This window comes from Phyllobacterium sp. 628, assembly GCF_014189505.1.
Classification (GTDB): Bacteria; Pseudomonadota; Alphaproteobacteria; order Rhizobiales; family Rhizobiaceae; genus Phyllobacterium.
On record NZ_CP050300.1, the window covers coordinates 25,931 to 49,663 of the forward strand.

Consider the following 23,733-nt stretch of genomic DNA (forward strand, 5'->3'; position numbering starts at 1 on the left):
AAGGGAACAATCGACACGAATGGGCCAACCCAGGTGTCAAACGTGGGAAGGCTCAGGATTTGGCATTCGAATCCGAAACACTTGCAGATATTGCGACCAAGAGTGTCAAGCGGCGCAGCTTCCGCAAAAGCCGCAGTGCACGTCTTCTGCTCGGGCTCAGCGGTTTCATCGTGTCGGTGCTGCTCACCTTCCTCGGCTTGCTTGCAATCACCTTTTTCATTGGCCGCGTTGTGCCAATCGACCCGGTGCTGGCCGTCGTCGGTGACCGTGCACCCCGCGCGGTCTACGAAGCTGCACGAATCCAGATGGGCCTGGATCAGCCCGCCCCCATTCAGTTCATCCGCTATGTCCAATCTATCTTGTCAGGCGATCTCGGCACGTCGGTTTCCACAGGCAAACTGGTGCTGGATGATTTGAAACGTGTATTCCCCGCGACGCTGGAAATGGCAACGCTGGGCATCATTATTGGTGTATTGCTGGGTGTGCCGATGGGCGTTTATGCCGCCAGCCGCCGGGGCAGTCTGGTTGACCAGATCATCCGCGTCGTTGGTTTGTTGGGGTATGCGGTTCCTGCATTCTGGCTTGGGCTTGTGGGGCTTGCCGTTTTTTATGCGCGCTTAAAATGGGTCGCTGGGCCCGGACGCCTCGATATTTTCTATGATGGATTGGTGCAACCAGTCACAGGCATCGTCCTGATCGATAGTCTGCTTGCGGGCGAGACTGAAATCTTCGTCAACGCGCTCTGGCATCTGGCACTCCCTGCATCGGTGCTGGGTTTCTTCAGCCTTGCCTATATCGCGCGCATGACCCGCTCTTTCATGCTTGATCAGCTGTCGCAGGAATATGTGACCACAGCCCGCGTCAAGGGTGTTTCTGAGCGGCTGGTCATTTGGCGCCACGCATTCCGGCCCATTCTGGTGCCGCTGATTACGGTTATTGGCCTGTCCTATGCCGGGCTACTCGAAGGCTCCGTGATGATCGAAACAATCTTCTCATGGCCGGGTATCGGCAATTACCTGACCGTCGCCTTGCTGAATGCCGATATGTCCGCCGTGCTAGGGGCCACGCTGGTGATTGGTGCGGTGTTCATTGCCATCAACAAATTGTCCGACGTGCTCTACCGCGTCCTTGATCCCCGTGCGCGTTAGGAGACATCGATGGCAAACGTCCGTAGCTGGCTGATCGATGACAGCCCCTCCTCCCGACTGCAGGCGCGTCTTGGCCGCGCATACCGCATCAGCGGCGCTCTTTCGCGCAATCCGCTGGCCGCTATCGGTGCGGTGATCATTCTGATCCTGATCCTCACTGCGATTTTTGCGCCATGGATCGCCACCCATGATCCGCTCAAACAGGATTTGACGCAGCGCCTGTTAAGGCCAAGCGGGATCAACTGGATGGGCACCGACGAGCTTGGCCGGGATATCTGGTCGCGTGTTGTCTACGGCGCACGCATTACCCTTGTCATCGTGGTGCTTGTCGCGGTTCTTGCGGCTCCCGCCGGTCTCGTCATCGGGGCTGTCGCCGGATATTTCGGCGGCTGGATCGACCGTATTCTGATGGGCATAACCGATATTTTCCTGTCCATGCCTAAGCTCATTCTCGCACTCGCCCTTGTGGCTGCTTTGGGGCCGGGTATCGAGAACGCTATCATCGCCATCGCCATCACGTCTTGGCCGGGTTATGCCCGCATCGCCCGCGCCGAAACACTGACGTTCAAGAATTCAGAGTTCATTGCGGCCATTCGTTTGCAGGGTGCTTCGTCGCTGCGGGTCATTCTCGGGCATGTCCTGCCGCTTTGCACATCCTCGATGATTGTGCGCGTAACCCTCGATATGGCCGGTATCATTCTCACCGCTGCGGGCCTCGGTTTCATCGGGCTCGGTGCGCAGCCCCCGCTTCCCGAATGGGGTGCGATGATCGCACGCGGGCGTTCGTTCATTCTGGATCAATGGTGGGTTGCCACCATGCCCGGCTTTGCCATCATCATCGTCAGCCTTGGCTTCTGTTTCCTCGGCGACGGTCTGCGTGATGTGCTTGATCCCAAGAGCGGAGAACAGCGTTGAGCCTGCTTGAAATCGAAAATCTGCGGGTAACCTTCCCGACGCCAAAGGGCAATATCGACGTCGTGCGCGGCATTTCGTTCAACCTTGACCGGGAACGGCTGGGCATTGTTGGCGAAAGCGGCTCGGGCAAATCCATGACCGGGCGCGCCATCCTGAAGCTCATCCGCGCGCCGGGCAGAGTAAGTGCCGACACATTCCGGTTTGACGGAATTGATCTGCGTAACCAATCGGAAAAGGCCATGCGCAGCATAAGAGGCGCTCGCATTTCCATGGTAATGCAGGATCCGAAGTTCTCGCTCAACCCTGTAATGACTGTTGGCGAGCAGATCGCCGAAGCCCTGCAAACCCATAAGCGCCTGCCACGCCGCGAAATCCGCAACCGCGTACACACAATGCTTGAAGCAGTCCGAATAGCTGATCCCGAGCGCGTTGCCACACTCTACCCGCATGAAATATCCGGCGGCATGGGTCAGCGCGTCATGATTGCCATGATGCTCATCCCCGAGCCGGATTTGCTGATTGCTGACGAACCGACATCCGCCCTTGATGTTTCGGTTCAGGCGCAGGTGCTCGATATTATTGACGAGCAAGTCAAACGTAAAGGCATGGGGCTGATTTTCATCAGCCATGATCTCAATCTGGTGTCGAGTTATTGCGACCGCATTCTGGTGATGAATTCCGGCACAATTGTCGAGGAATGCAATGCAGGCGACCTGCGCAACGCAACCCATCCCTATACGCGGGGTCTGATTGCAGCCATCCCGCAGCTTAATGAAACACGCGACGAACTCCCTGTTCTCGACCGCAGCACATGGGTGGCCAAATGATTGCGCTGTCGCTTCAGAACCTCGATATCTTCTACGGTGAAACCCAGATCACTCACAATATCAACGTGGAGATCAAGGAAGGCGAAAGTTTCGCGCTTGTCGGCGAAAGCGGCTCCGGCAAATCAACCGTGCTCAAAGCCATTGCCGGATTGGCGCCGGAATGGTCGGGATCGATCAGCGCCTTCGGCCAACCGCGCAGCCACAATATCGATCAGCAGTTCGCCAAACATTGCCAGATGGTGTTTCAAGACCCTTACGGCTCATTGCATCCGCGCAAAACTGTTGATGCCACTTTAAGCGAACCACTGGCTATTCACGGAGTCAGCAACCAGAACGGCCGGGTCGAAGACATTCTGGTTGCAGTTGGTCTCGACCGGAAATTCCGCTTCCGCTACCCGCACCAACTGTCCGGCGGCCAGCGCCAGCGCGTTGCTATTGCGCGTGCCTTGATGCTTGAGCCGAAACTGCTGCTGCTTGACGAGCCGACCTCCGCACTCGACGTGTCGGTGCAGGCCGAAATTCTCAACCTGTTGAAACGGCTGCGCCGCGAGCAGAACCTCACCTTCCTGATGGTGACGCACAACCTGCCCGTCGTCTCGTTTCTGTGCGACCGTCTGGCTGTCATGCGGCATGGACGGATTGTCGAAATTGCCGATGTGGCCGAACTCAAGCGCGGCGCACTGAAAGAACCCTATTCGCGTGAGCTGATGGATATCAGCAGCGCGCATGCCGGTTAAAATTTACACCCGAGGAAATGAAAATGACACATGATGAGATAGCAGCGGCATTGACCGAGTTTGACACGCGCATTGCCAGTGACACGCAGGCTGACGCGCCTTGGCAGGCACTGCAAGTGCTCACACAAAAGCTGATCGGCGCGAAACTGTTCACCATCATGACCGTCGACATGAAGAATGAACTGGCCCGACGTGAATACACGTCTGACGCCGTCAGCTATCCGGTTTCCGGGACCAAGCCTATTCATTATGATCGCTGGTTCGACACTGTCCATAAGGACAAGCAGTCATTCGTCGCCAACACGATTGCCGATATCGCGACTGTTTTTTCCGACCATGAAACGATCTGGGCACTGGGATGCGGATCCGTCATCAACATTCCCGTGGTGATAGCCGGAGAATTGCTGGGCACCGTTAATTGCCTCGACGTGGAGCATCACTATACGCCGGAACGGGTGGAACGCTCCAAGCTGCTGGCAATGCCGGCCAAGCTCGCGTTTCTCGCTGCCAGCGCCAGGACCGTTTGACCGAAACACAAAATTCCTGTTCGCATCTCAGCGAACAGGAATGACAGCGGTTGCCTCGATTTCCACCAATGCCCGGTCTTCCAGCAGCGCCACAACCTGTACGAGTGTCATTGCTGGGTAATGGCGGCCAAACACCCGGCGATAGGCCTCACCCAGCTGCTTCTGTTCGGCAACATAAGTCTTCTTGTCCGTGATAAACCATGTGAGGCGCACCAGATCAGTCGTCTGCGCACCGGCGCTGGACAGGACATCGGCAATATTCCGCATGGCCTGTTCAGCCTGCGCGACAAAGTCATCGGTTTCGAACACCTGATCCTTGGTCCAGCCAATCTGTCCGCCGACAAAAACGGCCTTGCCCTCGGCCATCATGCCGTTCGAATAGCCCTTTGCCGCCGGCCAGCCCTGCGGGTGTATGATCTCTGCCATTCCAGTTTCCTACCTGATTATTTTCTTCATTATTGTTGATACGCCTTGCGCAACTGAAACCGCTGTATCTTTCCGGTTGCCGTCTTTGGCAGTGTGTCGAGAAATTTGATCGACCGCGGATATTTGTACGGCGCTATGACCTGTTTGACATGATCCTGCAAGCGTTTGACGGTTTCGGCACTCGGAGCAATATCGCCGCGCAAAACAATATGCGCCTGAACGATCTGACCACGCTCCTCATCGGGCGCACCGATCACCGCACATTCACTGACATCGGGATGGGCCAACAGCGCCGCTTCCACTTCCGGTCCGGCAATATTGTAGCCGGCCGAGATGATCATATCGTCGGAACGTGCAGCAAAATGGAAATAGCCGTCCTCATCCTGATAGAAGGAATCGCCGGTCAGGTTCCAGCCGTCACGCACGTAATTGGCCTGGCGCTTGTCAGCAAGATAACGGCAGCCGATCGGGCCGCGCACCGCAAGCCTGCCGATCTCACCGTGCGGTACCTGCTGCATGTCATCGTCAACAATGATCGCCTGATATCCGGTGACGGGTTTGCCTGTCTTGCCCGGCCCGGAATCCTCCAGCCGGTTGCTGATGAAGATATGCAGCATTTCCGTGGCGCCAATACCATCGAGCAGTGGCTTTCCGGTTTTCTGCATCCATGCTTCGTAGATCGGTGCCGGCAAAGTCTCACCAGCAGACACCGCGATACGCAGCGAAGACAGATCCGCGCCTTCGTTCATTGCCTGCAGCATGACACGGTAAGCCGTCGGTGCGGTGAAGCTGATCGTCGCCTTGTAGGTCTCGATAATGTCAATCATCTTGGGCGGTGTGGCCTGTTCCAGCAACGTGGCCGCCGCACCGAACCGCAATGGGAAAATGGCAAGGCCACCCAGACCAAAGGTAAAAGCAAGAGGGGGCGATCCCACAAAAATATCATCAGGGCGGACACCAAGCACTTCCTTGGCGTAACCATCGGCGATGATCAGCAAATCCCTATGGAAATGCATGGTCGCCTTCGGCTCGCCTGTGGTGCCCGAGGTAAAGCCGAGCAGCGCCACATCATCGCGCCCGGTCTTTACCGCTTCAAAGCGGACGGATTTATCGAGCGCAATCCGGTCAAGTTCGGCCTCATGATTGGCCGTTCCATCAAAGCCGACAACGCGTTTCAGAAACTTGCTTGTTTTGGCGCACGTTTCCATGTCTTCCAGCAAGCGGGTATCGCAGAGCGCCAGGGAGATTTCTGCCTTGTCGACAATCTGCGTAAGCTCGCCAACCCGCAGCATCGGCATGGTGTTGACCACGACCGCGCCAACCTTTGTTGCGGCCAGCCAGCAGGCCACCATGGCCGGATTGTTGGCGGAACGAATGAGAATGCGGTTGCCCGGTTCAATACCATAATTCTCAACCAGGGTATGGGCTATCCGGTTGGTCCAGTCGGTCAGTTCTTTGTAGGTGCGGCGTCGGCCATTGCCGATGAGCGCGGTATTGTCACCGAAACCCTTGGCAACCATGGCGTCGGTGAGTTCCACGGCGGCATTCAACCATTCCGGATACTGGAAGTTATCCATCAGCAATTCCGGCCATTCCTCGGACGGAGGAAGATTATCTCGGGTAAAGTGATCCGTATGCGCCGATGGTCCCAACATTCTTTTTATCCCCTGGCAAGTTCGTGCCTTGCGATGATTATTTTTTGTACGTCCGACGCGCCTTCATAGATGCGCAATGCCCTGATTTCCCGGTACAGGCGCTCGACAACACTCCCTTTGCGAACGCCATCGCCACCATGGATCTGAACTGCCTTGTCGATCACATTCTGCGCATGATCGGTGGCATAGAGTTTGGCCATCGCCGCCTCGCGGCTGACCCTTTCCGCACCACTGTCTTTGAGCCAAGCAGCCCGATAGACCAGCAGAGCGGCAGCATCGATATCAAGCGCCATGTCGGCGATATGGCCCTGCACCATCTGCAAGTCGGACATGGGCGCGCCGAACAGATGACGGCCATTGGCACGCTGGACAGCTTCATCGAGCGCGCGGCGGGCAAAACCCAGCGCCGCAGCTGCAACGGTGGAACGGAATACATCAAGCACCGACATGGCGATGCGGAAACCTTGCCCCGGCGCACCGATCAGCGCTGATGCCGGAATACGGCAATTGTCAAAAACCAGCCTCGCCAGCGGATGCGGAGCGATGACCTCCAGCCGCTCGGCAATGACAAGGCCGGGTGTATCTGCCGGGACGATAAAGGCCGAAATTCCCTTTGCACCATCGCCCTCGCCTGTACGGGCAAAGACCGTATAGACATCAGCAATGCCGCCATTGGAAATCCAGGTTTTCTCACCATTGAGAACGAAATGATCGCCGTCGCGAACCGCTGCAAGTTCCAGATTGGCGACGTCCGAGCCCGATTGCGGCTCGCTGAGGGCAAAGGCCGAGAGCGCCTTGCCTGCGCGTGTTTTTGTCAGCCAGAACTGCTTCTGTTCATCGGTTCCGAAGAGAGAAAGCGCGCCCGTTCCAAGACCCTGCATGGCGAAGGCAAAATCCGCCAGTCCATCATGCCGCGCCAGTGTTTCGCGGATGATGCAAAGGCTGCGAACATCAAGCTTACTCGCACGATTGTCAGGATCGATCGCCGTGTGCCCAAGCAGCCCTGCCTCGCCAAGCTTGGCAACCAACGCTTTGCAAGCCTCATCGGTATTGTCGTGGTCAATTTGCCCGGTGTTCGCCCCTGCCCATTGTTCGACGTCATCCGCCAGATGCCGGTGATGATCTTCGAAAAAAGGCCAGGACAAAAAGCTGCGATCACTCATCTCAGTCGCCCTTGAATGACGGTGTCTGATGCGCCACAAAAGCATCAAAGGCACGCTGGAAATCCTGCGTCTGCATGCAGATCGCCTGTGCCTGCGCCTCGGCTTCAATCGCCTGATCGATCGACATCGACCATTCCTGATTGAGCATGGTCTTCGTCATCATATGGCCGAATGTCGGACCATCGGCGAGGCGTTTCGCCAGTTTCAACGCTTCCTCATCCAGCGCGTCCGCATCGACAATGCGGTTGTAAAAACCCCAGCGCTCGCCTTCTTCTGCAGACATGCTGCGTCCGGTATAAAGCAGATCGGCAGCACGGCCCTGACCGATAATTCTCGGCAGGACGGCGCAAGCGCCCATATCGCATCCGGCAAGGCCGACACGGGTGAACAGAAATGCCGTCTTGGAAGCTGGTGTGGCCAGACGCAGGTCCGACGCCATGGCAATGATCGCACCTGCCCCGACGCAAACACCATCCACAGCAGCGATGACCGGCTTGCCACAATGCATGATCGCTTTGACCAGATCACCCGTCATACGGGTGAATTCCAGCAGGCTTTTCATGTCCATTTTCAACAGCGGTCCGATAATGTCATGCACATCGCCGCCGGAGCAGAAATTGCCGCCATTCGAACCAAAGACCACAGCCTTGATATCGTCCGCGTAGACAAGTGCGCGGAAGCAATCGCGCAGTTCCGCATAACTTTCGAAGGTCAGCGGGTTCTTGCGCTCCGGCCGGTCGAGCGAGACAACAGCGATGCCGTCGGTCACGTCCCATTTGAAATGCGTGGCCTTGTAATTCGCCATCTCACGCATCGTGTTCCTCCCCGTTATGTAGCCCCTGCGCATGTTCGATCGTATCCAGCGTGGCGAGCAGTTCGGCCGAGACATCAGAAGGCAGGCTTCCGAAAATCTCGTTGATCCAGATCTCATGCGCGGCAGCCATCCTGGCGAATTCATCACGCCCTCGCTGCGTGAGGCGGACCAGCATGGCGCGCTTGTCACCGGCAACCGGCACCCGCAATACGGCACCGTCGGACACCAGCCGCTCAATGATGCCCGTGACATTGCCATTGGAGACACGCAAAGCCGAAGACAACTCGCTCATCTTCAACCCATCCTCGAACCGGTAAAGCGCGGCCATGACATCAAAGCGCGGCAGTGTCGTATCGAACTCGACACGCAGATTCTCGCGTACAATGGCTTCGACATGTTTTGTCGCTTTGAGCATTTTCAGCCAGACGCGCAGGCTTTGCTTGACGAGCGCAGGTTCCGGTTTCAGGGCGGCGGACTGGCTGTTCTTATTGCTCATATTTCGCCTCCTGAAATGGATATGGCCTGACCGGTGACCGACCCTGAATGCGGACCACACAGCCAGAGCACGGTTTGCGCGACTTCGTCCGGTTGAATCATCCGCTTCTGCGGATTGGATGCAACAAGTGCGGCAACCGCATCTTCCCGGCTCTTGCCCGTCTTCTGCACAATGGTGTCAATCGAACGCTCAAGCAGCGGCGTATCGGTAAAACCGGGGCAGATTGCGTTTACGGTGACACCTGTCTTGGCCAGTTCCAGCGCAAGGGAGCGTGTCAACCCAATCACACCGTGCTTGGCCGCAGAGTAGGCGGAAACATAGGGGTAGCCCTTGATACCCGCTGTGGAAGCTACGGCAATCAACCGCCCGCTATCCTTCTTCAACATCGCTGGAAGAGCCAGTTGAAACGTCAGGAACACACCCGTGAGATTGAGATCGATTTGGCTTTGCCACGTCTGCAGATCAAGTTTCAGGAAGGGCGCGCTTGCCGCAGCCCCTGCATTGGCAATTGCAATGTCGAGCAGGCCGATATCCTTGCCGATACGCTCAAACAATTCGCGCGATGATGTCTCGTCGGTGACATCGGCAGCAATCGGGATAATCCGCTTTGACTGTGCTGCGATTTCATTGAGAGCATCCATACGCCGCCCGGCAATCACCACCTGCGCGCCTTGTTCTGCCAAGGCAAGCGCAATGGCAGCGCCGACACCGGAACCGCCGCCTGTGACCAGAGCAATCTTTCCTTCGAGTAACCCGGTCATCTACGCGCCCTCGATTGGTGTAACAGTTTCAGCGCGTTCAGCGAGGCGATACATCTGGTCCCGGCCCGGGTAATAGGGTTTCGGCCACGTCACGCCTTTATCGCCAAGCGCCACGGCTGCATGCAGGGTCCAGTAGGGATCGGCCAAATGCGGGCGGGCAAGACAGACCAGATCCGCACGCCCGGCCAGCAGGATGGAGTTGGCGTGATCCGGCTCATAAATATTGCCGACGGCCATGGTCGCCATTCCAGTCTCATTGCGGATGCGGTCTGAAAACGGTGTCTGAAACATGCGGCCATAGACTGGTTTTGCCTCAACCGATGTCTGCCCCGCCGATACATCGCAAATGTCGACACCAGCCTCCTGCAACAGGCGGGCAATCTCCACAGCTTCGTGCGGCGTGATACCCTGTTCACCCATCCAGTCATTGGCGGAGATGCGTACGGATATCGGCTTTTCGGAAGGCCAGACCAGTCGGACCGCATGGAAGATTTCCAAGGGATAACGCATGCGATTTTCCAGCGAACCGCCATAGGCATCCGTCCGGTTATTCATAACCGGTGTGATGAATGATGACAGCAGATAGCCGTGCGCCGCGTGGATTTCGAGCATGTCGAAACCGGCGCGCTCCGCCATTTCAGCCGAGGCGACAAATTGGTCGCGCACGCGGTCCATGTCGGCCCGCGTCATGGCAGTCGGTGTCTGATTGTTTGCCGACCATGGCAAATCCGAGGACGAGAGAACGGGCCAATTGCCATCGGGCAATGGCTCGTCCGTACCTTCCCAGCCAAGCCGGGTGGAACCTTTCGCGCCGGAATGCCCAAGCTGACAACTGATCTTCGCCTCAGTCTCGCTGTGGACAAAATCAACAATCCGTTTCCACGCGGTTTCGTGTGCAGGCGCATACATGCCCGTACAACCGGGTGTGATCCGCCCTTCAGGGCTGACGCAGGTCATCTCAATGGTGACCATACCGGCTCCGCCCTTGGCGCGTTCGCCATAGTGAATCAGATGCCAGTCGGTCGGGGTGCCATCGACAGCCTTGTACTGCGCCATGGGCGAAACCACGATCCGGTTTTTCAACGCCATTTCGCGCAGCTTGAACGGCGCAAACATCGGCGCACGATGTGTATTCTTCCCCGCACCCGCCTGTTCCTGAAACCATGTCTCGGCGCTTGCCAGCCATTTCCTGTCGCGCAACCGAAGGTTTTCATGGCTGATACGCTGCGAGCGGGTCAGCAGGGAATAGTTGAACTGGACAGGATCGAGATCAAAGTAACGCTCGACATCCTCAAACCATTCGAGCGAATTGCGTGCCGCCGATTGCAGGCGTAACACCTGCAGGCGCCGTTCGTCTTCATATTTGGCAAAGGCGTCTTTGACAGTCTTTTCTGTATTCAAATAGCCAGCCAGCGCAATCGCACTTTCCAGCGCCAGCTTGGTGCCTGAACCAATGGAGAAATGCGCCGTCGCGGCCGCATCGCCCAGCAAAACCACGTTGTCATGCGACCACTTTTCACACAACACACGCGGAAAGCTGATCCAGGCGGAACCGCGAATGTGGTTGGCATTGGTCATCAATGCATGGCCACCGAGATATTTTGCAAAAATCCGCTCGCAGATCGCGATGGAATCCTGCTGGCTCAAACTGCCGAAGCCGAACCTATCCCAGGTTTCCTGACTGCATTCGACGATGAATGTCGCGGTGTCACCGTCAAACTGATAGGCATGAGCCCAAACCCAGCCATGCTCGGTTTCTTCGAAAATGAAGGTGAAAGCGTTGTCAAACTTCTGATGCGTGCCGAGCCAGACAAATTTGCATTTGCGTGTATCGACTTCCGGTTTGAAATGCTCGGCAAAAGCCGAGCGGACGCGTGAGTTCAAGCCATCAGCAGCGACAACGAGATCATACTCTTGGGCAAGGGTAGCAATATCCTCGACCGTTGTTTCGAACTGGAGATGAACACCAAGCTCGCGCGCTCTATCCTGCAACAGCATCAGCAGTTTCTTGCGGCCGATGCCACAAAAGCCGTGCCCCGTCGACACCGTTTCCGTGGTCTTGAAATGAACCGCAATATCATCCCAATACGCGAAATGCGCGCGGATCGCCTCGGCACTGACCGGATCATTCGCCGCAAGGTTGAACAACGTTTCGCTTGATAGCACCACGCCCCAGCCAAATGTATCGTCAGCCTTGTTGCGTTCAATAATTGTAATGTCGTGGCCGGGATCGCGCAGCTTCATGCTGATCGCGAAATAGAGACCGGCGGGCCCTCCTCCAAGACAAGCGATCCTCATAAGGCATACTCCCGTTCGACCTTGCTCATCGTGTCACCGCATCAAAATAATTTCAAGCTTGAAATTTCAAGCTTGAATAATTTTCGATTTATGCGGATAGTCTTCTCAAGCAGAGCAAACTGCAGGGGGGATGCGATATGGAAAACTATATCCAAACCGATGTGAAGGATGGTTATGCCATCCTGACATTGACGCGCCCCGAAGCACGCAATGCTCTCAACACCAGCATGCTGCGGCAACTGGCGGAAGAGCTCTCCCGCTTTGATCGCGAGCCGGATATCCGCGTAGTTATCCTGACCGGCGCCGATGGCAATTTTGCCTCCGGCGCGGATATTGGTGAGATTGCCGAAAAGACAGCGATTGACGGCGTGCATGATCTGCGGCTGCATTCATGGGAAACCATTGCAAGATTCCGCAAGCCACTGATTGCCGCTGTCGAAGGCTATTGCCTTGGCGGCGGTTTTGAATTGGCACAGCGCTGCGATCTGATTGTAGCTGCAGACAATGCAATCTTTGGCCAACCGGAAGTCCGCCTTGGCCTTATCCCCGGCGCAGGCGGTATCCAGCGGTTAACCTCACTTCTTGGAAAATCCCGCGCGATGCGCCTGCTCCTGACCGGCGAGACAATCACCGGAGCTCAGGCATTTGACTGGGGCATCACCTCGCATAAGACCCTTCCCGGCGACAGCCTCACAACCGCGGAAGAATTGGCAGCCAAACTCGCCAGGGGCGCTCCACTTGCACTGCAATTTACCAAACAGGCTGTCCTGACCGCACTGGAAAATTACGACGGTTTTGCCTTGGAGCGCCGGTCGTTTGAACTGCTGCTTTCAACTGATGACAAGGCCGAGGGCATCGAGGCTTTCCGCTCCAAACGGCAACCGGTTTTTAGAGGTAGATAGCGTGGAAAACCCGATCAACACCATTGGCGTAGCGGGTGCAGGCACAATGGGCCGTGGCATTGCGCAGTTGATGGCACGCTCGGGTCTGCGGACAATCCTTTATGACGCGCAGGACGGTATGGCCGCCAAGGCAAAGGCTGCAATCCTTGCCGAGATTGACCAGCGGATAGCGCGTGGCAAACCCGCTTCAGCAGAGCGCGAAGCCTGTGCCCGAAATATCGCTGTCGCGACTGCTCTCGATGATTTCGCACCGGCGGATTTGGTAATCGAGGCAATCATCGAAACACGCGACGCCAAGGCAGGATTGTTTCAGGCCTTGGAAGCCATCTGCAGCGGGACTTGTTTGCTGGCTACCAATACATCTTCGCTTTCCGTTGACGACATTGCCGGGTCCATTCAACACCCCGAGCGCTTCGCTGGATTGCACTTCTTCAATCCTGCACCAGTGATGAAACTGGTCGAGGTCGTCACTGGTTTTCGAACCGGTAACAGCGTCATAAAGCGCCTTGCAGAGCTTGTCAGAACGCTGGGAAAGACACCTGTTGAAGTGAGCGACAGCCCCGGGTTTCTGGTCAATCGCTGCGCCCGACCCTTTTACGGTGAAGCACTGCAAATTCTCGAAGACGGTGTGGCGGATGCTGCAATTATCGATGCATGCCTGAAATCATCTGGCGGTTTCCCCCTCGGCCCATTTGAACTGATCGATCTTGTCGGTGTGGATATCAACCTTGCCGCCACCGCATCCGTCTGGAACGGCTTTCATCAATCGCCTCGCTTCAAGCCCTCGCCCTTGCTGCAAGACATGAAAAACAAGGGCAAGCTTGGACGCAAAACCGGTTCCGGTTTCTTCACATATCCACGTCAGGACAATGTGCTCGCAAGCGAAAGCCGGGTATTAACCGCTGATGACCTGAAGCAGCAATTGACCTTGTCGCCAGACATTGCTGTGCATATCAGCGATGGCCGCTCGGCCAAAGAAATATCGGCTGATGGCGTGCACCCAACCATCGTGCTGGACCGCCAAGTTGGTAGCTGGACGAAATCACCTTCGCTCGCCTTTTCAGCCCATGACGTTCGGGAGCGCGACCTTCAATCGATGATCCTGCAGGCAAAGGAACTCGGTATTGACCTGCATAAGGTTGCCGATACGCCGGGGCTTATCTTTCTGCGCGTTGCCGCCATGCTGGTGAATGAAGCAGCGTTTGCTTTCGAACAACGGCTGGCAACAGCAGGAGATATCGACACGGCGCTGAAACTTGGCTTGAATTTCCGGCACGGCCCGCACGAAATGCTGCGGGCTTTAGGGCTGCAACCAGTCGTCAATACGCTCGATCGTTGCGCCAAGCTGCATGCTGCCGGCCGCTATGCAATTTGCCCCTCCATCAACGCATTTGCTGGAGACGCGATCGAAGCTGTTTGACCACGCGGGGACTTGCATCCCCGCTCAATTTAGAATTGAGATGAACCATAAAACAAGGGGAACGACGCAATGAAAAGAATAGCAGCGGCAGCTCTGGGACTTGGTCTGGCTTTTTCAAGCCCCGCCATGGCTGAACCACTCAAGATTGGCATGATCACCACACTGTCGGGTGGCGGTGCGGGTCTCGGCATCGATATTCGTGACGGTTTCCTGCTTGCAATCAAACAGTCGGGCAACAAGGATATCAAGGTCATTGTTGAAGACGATGCGCAGAAGCCTGAGCTTGCCGTGCAGATCGCCGACAAGATGGTTCAGAGCGAAAAGGTCGATATTCTGACCGGTATTGTCTGGTCCAACCTCGCCATGGCCGTGGTGCCGGGTGTTGTCGGCCAAGGGACATTCTATCTTTCCACCAATGCCGGCCCATCGGCTTTGGCAGGCGCCAAGTGCAATCCCAATTATTTCAATGTCGCCTATCAGAACGACAATCTGCATGAGGCAATGGGCAATTATACCAACACGATCAACTACAAGAAGACTTTCATTCTCGCGCCCAATTATCCCGCAGGCACCGATGCATTGACGGGCTTCAAGCGTTTCTACAAGGGCGCTCTGGCTGGCGAAGTCTACACCAAGGTTGGCCAGACGGACTATGCCACCGAGATCGCGCAAATCCGTGCTTCCGGTGCAGATTCGGTCTATTTCTTCCTGCCCGGCGGCATGGGCATCGCTTTCATGAAGCAGTATTCGCAATCAGGTATTTCCACACCTGTCATGGGTCCGGGCTTTTCTTTTGATCAGGACGTTCTCGGCGCCGTTGGCGATGCGGCAATCGGGGTAAAGAACTCATCGCATTGGTCGAAAGATCTCGATAATGCGGCCAACAAGAAATACGTGGCAGCATTCAAGGCCGAGTATAACCGTCTGCCATCGCTCTATGCGACACAGGGCTACGACACTGCCAATCTTATCCTCTCGGCAGCAGCTAAAGCGAGCGTCAAGGACAAGGATGCGTTCCGGGCGGCACTGAAAGAAGCCAAGTTCGACTCTGTTCGCGGCAAGTTCAAGTTCGGCAACAACAACCATCCGATTCAGGACATCTACGTGCGTGAAGTCATCAAGGAAGACGGTGTTCTGACCAACAAGATCATCGCCACGAGCTTCACCGATCATCAGGATGCCTATGCAAAAGACTGCAAGATGTGAGCGGGAATATTGTGCGCGGGTCATTGATCCGCGCACGCCTTCGCTTGCATCATCGGTTCACCGGATTGGATAGAAGTTGTCATCTGCTCTCTTAATCGAACAAGTGCTGAATGGGCTGCAGTTTGGCGTGATGCTGTTTCTGATGGCGGCAGGCCTGACGCTGATTTTCGGTGTCATGGGTGTGATCAATCTTGCCCATGGCTCGCTCTATATGGTCGGCGCTTTCGCCTGCGCGGCCGTTGCAGCCTATACCGGCTCGTTCTGGCTTGGCCTCGTTGCTAGCCTTGCGGCGGCGGCGGCAGCGGGCGCGATCGTTGAAGTGACCGTTATCCGGCGTCTTTACAGCCGCGATCACCTTGATCAGGTGCTCGCAACCTTTGCGCTTATTCTGATCTTTTCTGAAGGCACCCGCTGGGTCTTCGGTTCCTTCCCGCTTTACCTCGATATACCGCCGGTATTGCAAGGCGCGGTCAGCTTGCCGGGAGGCGCACAATATCAGCTCTACCGGCTTGCCATCATCGCCGCGGGTCTCGTTGTCGCCATCGGGCTCTATCTGCTTATCTCAAGGACAAGGCTCGGCATGCGTATACGCGCCGGTGAATCCGACCGCGAAATGATCGGCGCTCTTGGCGTGGACATCGCCTCACTGAATACAATCGTCTTTGCGCTTGGTGCAGCACTGGCTGGTCTGGCTGGCGCGCTGGTCGGCGCGCTGCAATCCGTGCAGGTCGGCATGGGTGAACCGGTTTTGATCCTCGCTTTTGTGGTCATTGTGATCGGCGGTATCGGGTCCATCAAAGGCGCGCTCATCGGCGCAATCCTTGTGGGTGTCGTTGACACAATGGGCCGCTTTCTTCTGCCGCAACTGCTCACCCTGTTCATGGAACCATCACAGGCAGCAACAGCAGGCGCGGCAATTGCCTCAATGCTCATCTACATCGTTATGGCCTTCATTCTGGCAGTGAGGCCGAAAGGTCTTTTTGCGGTCAACGCGTGAATAATATGGCCAACCGGGAAAAACTGATCAACACCGCTCTCGCTCTGCTTTTGCCTGCTCTGGCGCTCGCAGCCTATGGTATGGGCGAGCCATTCTATGTGACGCTTGCAACGCGCATTGCCATCCTTGCGCTTGCTGCGGCCGGACTCAATCTTGCGCTCGGGCTGGGCGGCCTCGTCTCCTTTGGCCATGCGGCCTTTTTTGGCATTGGCGGTTATATGGCCGGGATATTCGCCACGCACGCTTTCAATCAAACACCACTTTTCACATGGCCAATCGAGATTGCAGCCACCGATCAGATGCCTGTCATCTGGCTTGTCAGCGCTGGTGTAGCCGCTCTGGTAGCCTTGCCTATCGGGTTGATCAGCCTGCGCACATCAGGCGTGTATTTCATCATGATCACCCTCGCCTTTGCGCAGATGATCTACTACTTCGCCATCTCCTGGCCGGCCTATGGCGGTGAAGATGGCCTGTCGATCACCATGCGCAATGGTTTTCCCGGCGTAAATACACTGGACCCATTGAATTACTTCCTGATCGCCTACGGCCTCCTGTTGCTGGTCCTGTTCATCTTCACACGCATCCGCGATTCACGTTTCGGTGCAGCCCTGCAGGCAGCACGGCAAAATGAAGTCCGTGTTGCATCCATCGGGATACGGCCCTTGCGCATCCGACTTGCCGCCTTCGTTATCTCTGCCATGATCACCGCCGTTGCAGGTGCGCTCTTTGCCGATCTCAATCGCTTCGTAGGCCCCTCGATGCTTTCATGGAACATGTCGGGCGAGTTGATCGTGCTGATCATATTGGGCGGGACCGGACGGCTCTTTGGCCCCGTGGCGGGCGCGATCCTCTTTGTCCTCTTCGAATTTGCACTGGGCGGATTGACCGAACATTGGCAACTCTTCCTTGGTCTTATTCTTCTTGGCGTGGTGCTGTTTGTACGCGGCGGCCTCATTGGCCTTCTTGCCGGGAAGGTGCATCATGGCTGAACCTGTCCTCAATATCTGTAATCTGTGCAAATCCTTCGGCGCGTTGAAAGCAACCGACGATGTCAGCCTTGATCTTTATCCCGGCGAAATTCATGCGCTGATCGGACCGAACGGTGCCGGAAAATCGACGCTCATTCACCAGATCGCCGGAACACTGAAACATAATACCGGCTCGATCCATTTCATGGGCCGTGACGTTTCGGCACTCGGCGTCTCGCATCGCGCGCAACTCGGGCTTGGCCGCACCTTTCAGATATCATCGCTAACACCGGAATTCTCGGCACTGCGGAATGTCATGCTCGCCGTTCAGGCCAACCAGGGCTCCAGCTTTCGCTTCTGGCAGCCCGTCATGGCTGACGCATCCCTCAAGGATAGGGCAATGCACATGCTCGAACGTGTGGGATTGGTTGACCGCGCCCCGGTTCCCAGCGCCGAGCTTTCCCATGGCGAACGTCGCCAGCTCGAAATTGCCATTGCGCTGGCGCTCGAGCCAAAGGCCTTTCTGCTTGATGAACCTATGGCAGGCATGGGGCCGGAAGGTTCGAAAAGGCTGACTGGATTTCTCGATACATTGCGGCATGAAGCGCCAATCCTGCTCATCGAGCATGATATGGATGCAGTTTTTGCCCTCGCAGACCGTATTTCAGTGCTTGTCTACGGCCGCATCATAGCAACCGGCACTGTCGATGATATCCGCCGCAATCCGCAGGTGCGCGAAGCCTATCTCGGGGAGAGCGTCTGATGCTGCTTGAACTCGCCAAGGTGGAGACCTTTTACGGTGCATCGCAAGCACTTTTTGGTGTCGATCTGCACATGGCCGAAGGCGAGGTCGTGGCGCTTATGGGCCGCAACGGCATGGGCAAGACAACAACAATCCGCTCCATCTTCGGCCTCTCACCTCTCCGCCACGGGACCATCCGCTTTGACGGCAAGGATATTTCTGCGACAAAGCCTTATCGTATTGCCCGGCTTGGCCTCGGCCTTGTCCCGGAGGGGCGGCGATGCTTTGCCAATTTGACCGTCGCAGAAAATCTGCTGGCATCAGCGCGCCGTGGTGTCTGGACAATCAAAGAGGTCAACGCGCTGTTCCCGCGTCTTGCCGAGCGCTCGGGCCAATATGCCAACACGCTCTCGGGCGGAGAGCAGCAGATGCTGGCTGTCGGGCGCGCGCTGATGACCAATCCCCAACTGATTGTGCTTGATGAAGCGACGGAAGGTCTGGCCCCGGTGATCCGGCAGGAAATCTGGAAGGCGATTGCCACACTCAAAAGCCGCGGCCAGTCCATTCTGGTGGTTGACAAGACATTGTCCGAGCTTTTGCCGGTGGCAGACCGCTGTGTCATCCTTGAAAGAGGCAGCACTGTCTGGACCGGCATGCCGCAAGAACTGACGGCAGAACTGCAGGATCGCTATCTCGGTGTGTGACGGATTCCGGGAAAGAAAACCGTCACACATTTGCTGTTACTGACGCCCCTTCCAGCCAAGAAGGCGCATAGCATTGGCTGTTACAAGCACCGTCGCGCCGGTGTCGGCAAGGATAGCCGGCCATAATCCGGTCAATCCGATGATTGTGGTGACGAGAAAGACCGCCTTCAACCCAAGTGCAACGCCGATGTTCTGACGAATATTGCTCATCACTGTTTTCGACAGGTCGATCATGTTGGCGACGTCAATGACACGGCCATGCAGAATAGCGGCGTCCGCTGTTTCCAGTGCCACATCCGTACCGCCGCCCATGGCAATCCCGATATCGGCAGCGGCCAGAGCCGGCACATCATTGATCCCATCACCGACCTTGGCAACCGTCAAGCCGGAGCGTTGCATCTCGCCGACAATCCGTTGCTTGTCCTGCGGCAGCAGTTCGGCCCTGGGTTCAATACCCAGTTTGGAAGCAATCGCTTCGGCGGTCCGGCGGTTATCACCGGTCAGCATCACCGCCTTGATGCCTTGCTCGCGCAAAACGGCAAGCCCGCGCTCAGCGTCTGCACGCGGTTCATCACGCATGGCAAGAAGCCCCGCCAGTTTGCCGGAAACAACAACGAGGGAAACGGTCTTACCTTGGTCATTCAAGGCTTCGATGGAGGCCATTTGTTCAGCACTAAGGGCAATCGTTTCCGCAACCGCGTGCGGTGAACCGAGAAACACAATCTTGTCCCCGACTGTTCCCTCGACACCCTTGCCAGAAACGGCTTTGGCTGATTTAGATGGCAGGATCGGGATATTGTCTGCCTTTGCCCGGTCAAGTATGGCCATGGCCAGCGGATGGCTCGAACCGGTTTCCAGCGCAGCCGCCAGCGAAAGGATTTCCTTTTCTGGCAGGCCCAGAGAGACGATATCGGTGACCACCGGTTTGCCCTCGGTCAACGTACCTGTCTTGTCGAACGCAACGGCCGTGACCTTTCTGAAGGTTTCGAGCACTGCGCCGCCCTTCATCAGCAGGCCGCGCCGGGCGCCCGCAGACAATCCGGCTGCAATCGCTGCAGGTGTCGAAATCACCAGAGCGCATGGGCAACCGATCAGGAGTATGGCGAGACCCTTATAGACCCACTCGCTCCAGACGCCACCGAGGAACAGCGGCGGCACAACAGCGACCAGCGCTGCCACGACCATGATTGCAGGCGTATAGTATCGCGAGAAGCCGTCGATGAACCGTTCCGTTGGGGCTTTGCTTTCCTGCGCTTCCTCAACAAGCCGGATAACGCGGGCAATCGTGTTGTCACTGGATGTTGCCGTTACGCGGATGCGGAGCACGCCGTCTGTATTGATAGTTCCGGCAAAAACCGCATCGCTGACACTCTTGCGCTTGGGCGTACTTTCGCCCGTCACCGGGGCTTCGTCGATTTCGCTCGTACCTTCGGTGATCTCGCCATCCGCCGGAATGCGGTCGCCGGGACGTACGAGAATAATATCACCAACGGCAAGCGCATCGGCAGGTACAGAGATGGTATCACCACCGCGTTCGACCAAAGCGGTTTTTGGAACGAGATCAGCCAATCCCTGAATGCTGGCACGCGCCCTGCCCGCTGCAACGCCTTCCAGCAATTCCCCGATCAGGAACAGGAAGACGACAGCCGCTGCCTCTTCGCCGGCACCGATGAAAACGGCACCGATAGCTGCAATCGTCATCAGCATTTCAATGGAAAACGGCGTGCCGGAGCGAGCAGCCATGAACGCGCGGCGGGCGATGGGCACAAGCCCGACGAACATCGCAACAACAAAAGCCCAGTTGGCAATATCAGGGAATATCTTCCCTACCGCATAAGCGGCTACCAGAGCCAGACCACTGATGATGGTCAGAAAGCCCTTGCGGCTTTGCCACCAGCGGGCCGGGCTTGAACTTTGCACCAGTGATGCCGTCGTTTCAGCATTAGCGCTGACACCCGGATGACCATGATTTGTATGATCGTGGCCGGAATGATCATGATCTGCATGGTCATGTCCGGCGTGATCATGCCCCTCATGCGCATGATTGTGGTTCGCATGGTCATGACCGCAGCACGCTCCAGCAGGTGCGGAAGTCGCTGCTTTGGCGGTCAGTGGAGAAACCTTATAGCCGAGGCCATTCACTTTTTTCTGCAGAACGCCCAGATCGGCACTTTCATCATGCTTGACTGTCATGGTGCCAGCAGTGACCGAAACGGAAATGTCAGCGACACCCGGCAAGCGGCGGACAGCAGTATCAATTTTGGCCGCGCAGCTGGCGCAGTCCATGCCTTCGACCCGGAAGCGGGTTTGCGTTGGCGTTGCAGTCATGATTCAACCTCTCTTGACTCTGTTGACGGCAACGCTACATGCTCTAGTGACTAGAGGAGCAAGCAGAATGTTGAAAGAAATTTCAATTGGTGAGGCAGCCAAGCGCAGCGGTGTCAAAGTGCCGACAATTCGCTATTACGAGCAGATCGGTTTGCTGGCCGCACCGGCGCGTACCGATGGCAACCGCAGACATTATGAAGATACGGATATCCGCAGACTGGCGTTTATTCGGCATGCGCGGGAACTGGGCTTCGAGATCGATGCGATCCGGACGCTGCTGCATCTCCAGGACGATCCCAACCAGCCTTGCGAAACAGCCGATGGCATTGCCAATGCCCGGCTCGTCGAAGTCGAACAGCGTATCCGCAGCCTCAATGCGTTGAAAGCCGAGCTCGAGCTGATGGTTGAGGGATGCAGACATGGCAAAGTGGGTGAATGCCGGGTGATTGAAATTCTCGCCGATCACGGTAAGTGCGCTCATCCGCACCACTGAGTGGTGGCCCGGCACTGGGCCACCCCATTTGTGTCAGATCACCAGCAGCGGTGCCTTGCCCGGAACGCGATCATAGAGATCAATCACGTCCTGATTGAACATACGTACACAGCCTGACGATGCAGACTTGCCGATGGACTTCCAGTCGGGCGAGCCATGAATACGGTAAAGCGTATCCTGACCGTCCTTGAAGATGTAAAGCGCACGCGAACCCAGCGGATTGCTGACACCGGGCGGCATGCCCTGCCGCCATTTTTCCAGCTTTGGATCGCGCGAAATCATCGCTGATGGCGGTGTCCATGTCGGCCACTTGCGCTTCCATTGAACAATTGCACGGCCCTTCCACGAATAACCCTGACGGCCAAGCCCGACGCCATAGCGCATCGCCTTGCCGTCCTTCAAAACCAGATAGAGGAACTTATCGACCGTATTGACCACAATGGTTCCGGGCTTCTCTCCCGTCGGGTCATCGACGACCTGTCGCAGGAATTTTTCATTGACCTTGGCGAACGGGATAGCCGGCAGCTTGTACCCATCCTCTTCCACAGCCTGATACATGCTCACATATTCCGGCTTTGCAGGTGCAACCACGGTGGGTGCGGGTGTTTGTTCCGGCATCGGGGGATTCAAACTATCGGCAACTTCAAGGGATTGCTTGGGCAATTGGGCACAGGCTGAAACCGCGGCGGCTCCAATGATCGACAGGCCGGTCAGGAATGACCGGCGTGAAACGAGGGATGACATTCTATATGCTTTCAAACGATGGGAAATGCTGGGCGGACAAACGGTCGTGGACACCGCTTCAGCCCTCTTTTAAAACGGATCGCGGCAACCGTGTGTCAAAAATCAAGGCCAACCGCAATGTCTCGGACGCTGTTGCATTATAATCACAGTATGTTTCAGCCTGTAAAATTACGTTATATCATTTGAACGCTCGCACTTTAGTCTTTGGTGCTGCCTTCCCACGTTCCATGGGATATGCCGTCCTGTTTCTCCATAAATGCTATCACCGCATCGATTTCGTGTGGATCAATCGCCGTACTGACAAGCGTCGCGGTGATCTCGACGGTGTCATCGCCGCGCTCGGCAATCTCCACATCGCTCACCGGATAATCCGCATCTTCCAGACGCTCGACCAGCAGATCCCGCATGGCGGGCATGGCCGCGTGGCTTGATATCAGCCTGACTTCATAGGTTGCCTCGGCCGCCTGTTCGCTGATCGGGATGCGGTTGATGAAATTGACCAGCGGCCGGAGCAGCGTATTGCCCGCAAGCACGAACACGGTCAGCAGCGCCGCCTCGGCAATCATATCGGTCCCGGCGCAAGCACCAACGGCAGCAGAACACCAAAGCGTTGCCGCCGTGTTGAGCCCGCGAACGTTCATGCCCTCTTTCATGATGACACCGGCACCAAGAAAGCCGATGCCTGAAACCACGTAGGAAATCACGCGTACAGCCTCGGTCGTTCCGGCAATGCGCTGCGCCAGATCGACAAAAGCGGCTGCTCCGATGGCGACCAGGACATTGGTTCGCAGTCCCGCCGTTCGTTGCCGGTATTGGCGCTCGGCTCCGATCAGCGTGCCGAAAACAAAGGCGGCTATGAAACTGACCGTCGTATCGAGAAACGGATAAAGATCGAATGTCTGAATAAATTTCATTTCAACACCACGGCATATCAGATGCGTCAGGGTAACATTGACCTAACGAACACAGGCCGAATATCCAGTTTCGCCAAAGAGATTATCTCCGCGCAGATTGACTGGCACAGACTGTCACCCTCCGGACTGTCGGAGAAGTATTCTTCTTCCGAGGGAAGCTGCACAATGCGTGCGGTAACCACCGGAATATGTCTTTCCTGAGCCTGCTGCACGAGTTCATGCACATGCCTGCCGCCCGGAAAAGCCAGCAATGCATCCGGACGGCTATCCCCAAGCATGAACAGGTTGCGCTTTGTATCTGCCTGTTTGCCAAGCAAAGACCAGTTTGCGGGATAGCGGATGATATGCACATCGTTCTGCCGGGCCCAATCTTCGGCAACGGACCCTATGGTCGGCAAGCCACCATGAATAAGGACCGTTATAGGGTATTCCGCGTGGATACGGTTGAGTTCGCCGAGAATGGCTGCAGCATCATCAAAATGCCGTCCGCCTGAGATTAAAAGGCGCATGATCTTGCTCCTTGCAGGTTGTGTATTGAAATTGGACAG

24 protein-coding genes are annotated in these 23,733 nt (G+C 56.4%); 13 read left to right on the top strand and 11 right to left on the bottom strand.

The annotated features are described in order from the left end of the window. The first annotated feature begins 146 nt into the window (after positions 1-146). Genes HB779_RS00150 through HB779_RS00170 form a run of 5 tightly spaced genes read left to right on the top strand, consistent with a single transcriptional unit; the run spans position 147 to position 4,154 of the window. Positions 147-1,148 (top strand): ABC transporter permease, encoded by a 1,002-nt coding sequence (locus HB779_RS00150; RefSeq protein WP_244642335.1) that lies wholly within the window; start codon positions 147-149, stop codon positions 1,146-1,148. A gap of 9 nt (positions 1,149-1,157) precedes the next feature. Beyond that, a complete protein-coding gene (locus HB779_RS00155) occupies positions 1,158-2,063 on the top strand; it encodes an ABC transporter permease (protein WP_188342348.1) in 906 nt (301 codons plus the stop codon). Then, on the top strand, positions 2,060-2,890 hold the full coding sequence (locus HB779_RS00160; protein ID WP_188342349.1) for an ABC transporter ATP-binding protein: 831 nt from the start codon (positions 2,060-2,062) through the stop codon (positions 2,888-2,890). The genes HB779_RS00155 and HB779_RS00160 overlap by 4 nt, the downstream gene beginning before the upstream one ends. Then, positions 2,887-3,627 (top strand): ABC transporter ATP-binding protein, encoded by a 741-nt coding sequence (locus HB779_RS00165; RefSeq protein WP_188342350.1) that lies wholly within the window; start codon positions 2,887-2,889, stop codon positions 3,625-3,627. Before HB779_RS00160 ends, HB779_RS00165 begins: the two co-directional genes overlap by 4 nt. 23 nt (positions 3,628-3,650) lie before the next feature. Continuing rightward, positions 3,651-4,154, top strand: a complete 504-nt coding sequence (locus HB779_RS00170) for a GAF domain-containing protein (protein WP_188342351.1) — start codon at positions 3,651-3,653, stop codon at positions 4,152-4,154. Positions 4,155-4,181: 27 nt separating this feature from the next. Here HB779_RS00170 and HB779_RS00175 read toward each other — a convergent pair whose 3' ends face one another. Genes HB779_RS00175 through HB779_RS00205 form a run of 7 tightly spaced genes read right to left on the bottom strand, consistent with a single transcriptional unit; the run spans position 4,182 to position 11,767 of the window. Then, on the bottom strand, positions 4,182-4,580 hold the full coding sequence (locus HB779_RS00175) for a RidA family protein (RefSeq protein ID WP_188342352.1): 399 nt from the start codon (positions 4,578-4,580) through the stop codon (positions 4,182-4,184). Positions 4,581-4,609: 29 nt separating this feature from the next. Beyond that, complete coding sequence (locus HB779_RS00180) at positions 4,610-6,235, bottom strand: AMP-binding protein (protein ID WP_188342353.1); 1,626 nt, start codon at positions 6,233-6,235, stop codon at positions 4,610-4,612. A gap of 5 nt (positions 6,236-6,240) precedes the next feature. After that, on the bottom strand, positions 6,241-7,398 hold the full coding sequence (locus HB779_RS00185; RefSeq protein ID WP_188342354.1) for an acyl-CoA dehydrogenase family protein: 1,158 nt from the start codon (positions 7,396-7,398) through the stop codon (positions 6,241-6,243). A 1-nt stretch (position 7,399) separates the two neighbouring features. Beyond that, positions 7,400-8,212: an enoyl-CoA hydratase family protein gene (locus tag HB779_RS00190; RefSeq protein WP_188342355.1), complete on the bottom strand. Its 813-nt coding sequence runs from the start codon at positions 8,210-8,212 to the stop codon at positions 7,400-7,402. Further along, a complete protein-coding gene (locus HB779_RS00195; RefSeq protein ID WP_188342356.1) occupies positions 8,205-8,708 on the bottom strand; it encodes a MarR family winged helix-turn-helix transcriptional regulator in 504 nt (167 codons plus the stop codon). Before HB779_RS00195 ends, HB779_RS00190 begins: the two co-directional genes overlap by 8 nt. Beyond that, entirely contained in the window at positions 8,705-9,469 is a 765-nt protein-coding gene (locus HB779_RS00200; protein WP_188342357.1) for an SDR family NAD(P)-dependent oxidoreductase, read from the bottom strand. The genes HB779_RS00195 and HB779_RS00200 overlap by 4 nt, the downstream gene beginning before the upstream one ends. Continuing rightward, entirely contained in the window at positions 9,470-11,767 is a 2,298-nt protein-coding gene (locus tag HB779_RS00205) for a bifunctional salicylyl-CoA 5-hydroxylase/oxidoreductase (RefSeq protein WP_188342358.1), read from the bottom strand. A 137-nt stretch (positions 11,768-11,904) separates the two neighbouring features. Here HB779_RS00205 and HB779_RS00210 point away from each other — a divergent pair, with 137 nt between their 5' ends. From HB779_RS00210 to HB779_RS00240, 7 genes are all read left to right on the top strand, one after another. Next, positions 11,905-12,669 carry an enoyl-CoA hydratase-related protein gene (locus HB779_RS00210; RefSeq protein ID WP_188342359.1) on the top strand — a complete coding sequence of 255 codons (765 nt, stop codon included), beginning with the start codon at positions 11,905-11,907 and terminating at the stop codon, positions 12,667-12,669. A gap of 1 nt (position 12,670) precedes the next feature. Beyond that, complete coding sequence (locus HB779_RS00215) at positions 12,671-14,089, top strand: 3-hydroxyacyl-CoA dehydrogenase NAD-binding domain-containing protein (RefSeq protein ID WP_188342360.1); 1,419 nt, start codon at positions 12,671-12,673, stop codon at positions 14,087-14,089. Between the two features lie 69 nt (positions 14,090-14,158). Continuing rightward, on the top strand, positions 14,159-15,295 hold the full coding sequence (locus HB779_RS00220; protein ID WP_188342361.1) for an ABC transporter substrate-binding protein: 1,137 nt from the start codon (positions 14,159-14,161) through the stop codon (positions 15,293-15,295). Between the two features lie 76 nt (positions 15,296-15,371). Continuing rightward, positions 15,372-16,292, top strand: a complete 921-nt coding sequence (locus tag HB779_RS00225; protein WP_188342362.1) for a branched-chain amino acid ABC transporter permease — start codon at positions 15,372-15,374, stop codon at positions 16,290-16,292. A 5-nt stretch (positions 16,293-16,297) separates the two neighbouring features. Continuing rightward, positions 16,298-17,281 (top strand): branched-chain amino acid ABC transporter permease, encoded by a 984-nt coding sequence (locus tag HB779_RS00230; RefSeq protein ID WP_188342363.1) that lies wholly within the window; start codon positions 16,298-16,300, stop codon positions 17,279-17,281. After that, a complete protein-coding gene (locus tag HB779_RS00235) occupies positions 17,274-18,023 on the top strand; it encodes an ABC transporter ATP-binding protein (RefSeq protein ID WP_188342364.1) in 750 nt (249 codons plus the stop codon). The genes HB779_RS00230 and HB779_RS00235 overlap by 8 nt, the downstream gene beginning before the upstream one ends. Further along, the gene (locus HB779_RS00240; RefSeq protein ID WP_188342456.1) at positions 18,020-18,706 is read left to right on the top strand and encodes an ABC transporter ATP-binding protein; all 687 of its coding nucleotides are present in this window, start codon (positions 18,020-18,022) and stop codon (positions 18,704-18,706) included. The genes HB779_RS00235 and HB779_RS00240 overlap by 4 nt, the downstream gene beginning before the upstream one ends. Positions 18,707-18,742: 36 nt before the next feature. On the opposite strand, the gene HB779_RS00245 is transcribed toward HB779_RS00240, so the two are convergent. Next, on the bottom strand, positions 18,743-21,034 hold the full coding sequence (locus HB779_RS00245) for a heavy metal translocating P-type ATPase (RefSeq protein WP_188342365.1): 2,292 nt from the start codon (positions 21,032-21,034) through the stop codon (positions 18,743-18,745). Between the two features lie 70 nt (positions 21,035-21,104). Here HB779_RS00245 and HB779_RS00250 point away from each other — a divergent pair, with 70 nt between their 5' ends. Beyond that, the gene (locus HB779_RS00250; protein WP_188342457.1) at positions 21,105-21,527 is read left to right on the top strand and encodes a helix-turn-helix domain-containing protein; all 423 of its coding nucleotides are present in this window, start codon (positions 21,105-21,107) and stop codon (positions 21,525-21,527) included. 33 nt (positions 21,528-21,560) lie between these two features. Here HB779_RS00250 and HB779_RS00255 read toward each other — a convergent pair whose 3' ends face one another. The 3 genes from HB779_RS00255 to HB779_RS00265 all read right to left on the bottom strand — a co-directional run bounded on the left by HB779_RS00255 (position 21,561) and on the right by HB779_RS00265 (position 23,694). Further along, on the bottom strand, positions 21,561-22,271 hold the full coding sequence (locus HB779_RS00255; protein ID WP_188342366.1) for a L,D-transpeptidase: 711 nt from the start codon (positions 22,269-22,271) through the stop codon (positions 21,561-21,563). A 197-nt stretch (positions 22,272-22,468) separates the two neighbouring features. Beyond that, entirely contained in the window at positions 22,469-23,185 is a 717-nt protein-coding gene (locus tag HB779_RS00260; protein ID WP_188342367.1) for an MgtC/SapB family protein, read from the bottom strand. 26 nt (positions 23,186-23,211) lie between these two features. After that, on the bottom strand, positions 23,212-23,694 hold the full coding sequence (locus HB779_RS00265) for a DUF2493 domain-containing protein (RefSeq protein WP_188342368.1): 483 nt from the start codon (positions 23,692-23,694) through the stop codon (positions 23,212-23,214). Positions 23,695-23,733: the final 39 nt, after the last annotated feature.

What these genes read in the sequence shown, in the direction of transcription:
- HB779_RS00155 (WP_188342348.1), top strand. Translation starts at nt 1,158, where the DNA reads ATGGCAAACGTCCGTAGCTGGCTGATCGATGACAGCCCCTCCTCCCGA.
- HB779_RS00165 (WP_188342350.1), top strand. Translation starts at nt 2,887, where the DNA reads ATGATTGCGCTGTCGCTTCAGAACCTCGATATCTTCTACGGTGAAACC.
- HB779_RS00170 (WP_188342351.1), top strand. Translation starts at nt 3,651, where the DNA reads ATGACACATGATGAGATAGCAGCGGCATTGACCGAGTTTGACACGCGC.
- HB779_RS00175 (WP_188342352.1), bottom strand. Translation starts at nt 4,580, where the DNA reads ATGGCAGAGATCATACACCCGCAGGGCTGGCCGGCGGCAAAGGGCTAT.
- HB779_RS00180 (WP_188342353.1), bottom strand. Translation starts at nt 6,235, where the DNA reads ATGTTGGGACCATCGGCGCATACGGATCACTTTACCCGAGATAATCTT.
- HB779_RS00185 (WP_188342354.1), bottom strand. Translation starts at nt 7,398, where the DNA reads ATGAGTGATCGCAGCTTTTTGTCCTGGCCTTTTTTCGAAGATCATCAC.
- HB779_RS00190 (WP_188342355.1), bottom strand. Translation starts at nt 8,212, where the DNA reads ATGCGTGAGATGGCGAATTACAAGGCCACGCATTTCAAATGGGACGTG.
- HB779_RS00195 (WP_188342356.1), bottom strand. Translation starts at nt 8,708, where the DNA reads ATGAGCAATAAGAACAGCCAGTCCGCCGCCCTGAAACCGGAACCTGCG.
- HB779_RS00200 (WP_188342357.1), bottom strand. Translation starts at nt 9,469, where the DNA reads ATGACCGGGTTACTCGAAGGAAAGATTGCTCTGGTCACAGGCGGCGGT.
- HB779_RS00205 (WP_188342358.1), bottom strand. Translation starts at nt 11,767, where the DNA reads ATGAGGATCGCTTGTCTTGGAGGAGGGCCCGCCGGTCTCTATTTCGCG.
- HB779_RS00210 (WP_188342359.1), top strand. Translation starts at nt 11,905, where the DNA reads ATGGAAAACTATATCCAAACCGATGTGAAGGATGGTTATGCCATCCTG.
- HB779_RS00220 (WP_188342361.1), top strand. Translation starts at nt 14,159, where the DNA reads ATGAAAAGAATAGCAGCGGCAGCTCTGGGACTTGGTCTGGCTTTTTCA.
- HB779_RS00230 (WP_188342363.1), top strand. Translation starts at nt 16,298, where the DNA reads ATGGCCAACCGGGAAAAACTGATCAACACCGCTCTCGCTCTGCTTTTG.
- HB779_RS00235 (WP_188342364.1), top strand. Translation starts at nt 17,274, where the DNA reads ATGGCTGAACCTGTCCTCAATATCTGTAATCTGTGCAAATCCTTCGGC.
- HB779_RS00245 (WP_188342365.1), bottom strand. Translation starts at nt 21,034, where the DNA reads ATGACTGCAACGCCAACGCAAACCCGCTTCCGGGTCGAAGGCATGGAC.
- HB779_RS00255 (WP_188342366.1), bottom strand. Translation starts at nt 22,271, where the DNA reads ATGTCATCCCTCGTTTCACGCCGGTCATTCCTGACCGGCCTGTCGATC.
- HB779_RS00260 (WP_188342367.1), bottom strand. Translation starts at nt 23,185, where the DNA reads ATGAAATTTATTCAGACATTCGATCTTTATCCGTTTCTCGATACGACG.
- HB779_RS00265 (WP_188342368.1), bottom strand. Translation starts at nt 23,694, where the DNA reads ATGCGCCTTTTAATCTCAGGCGGACGGCATTTTGATGATGCTGCAGCC.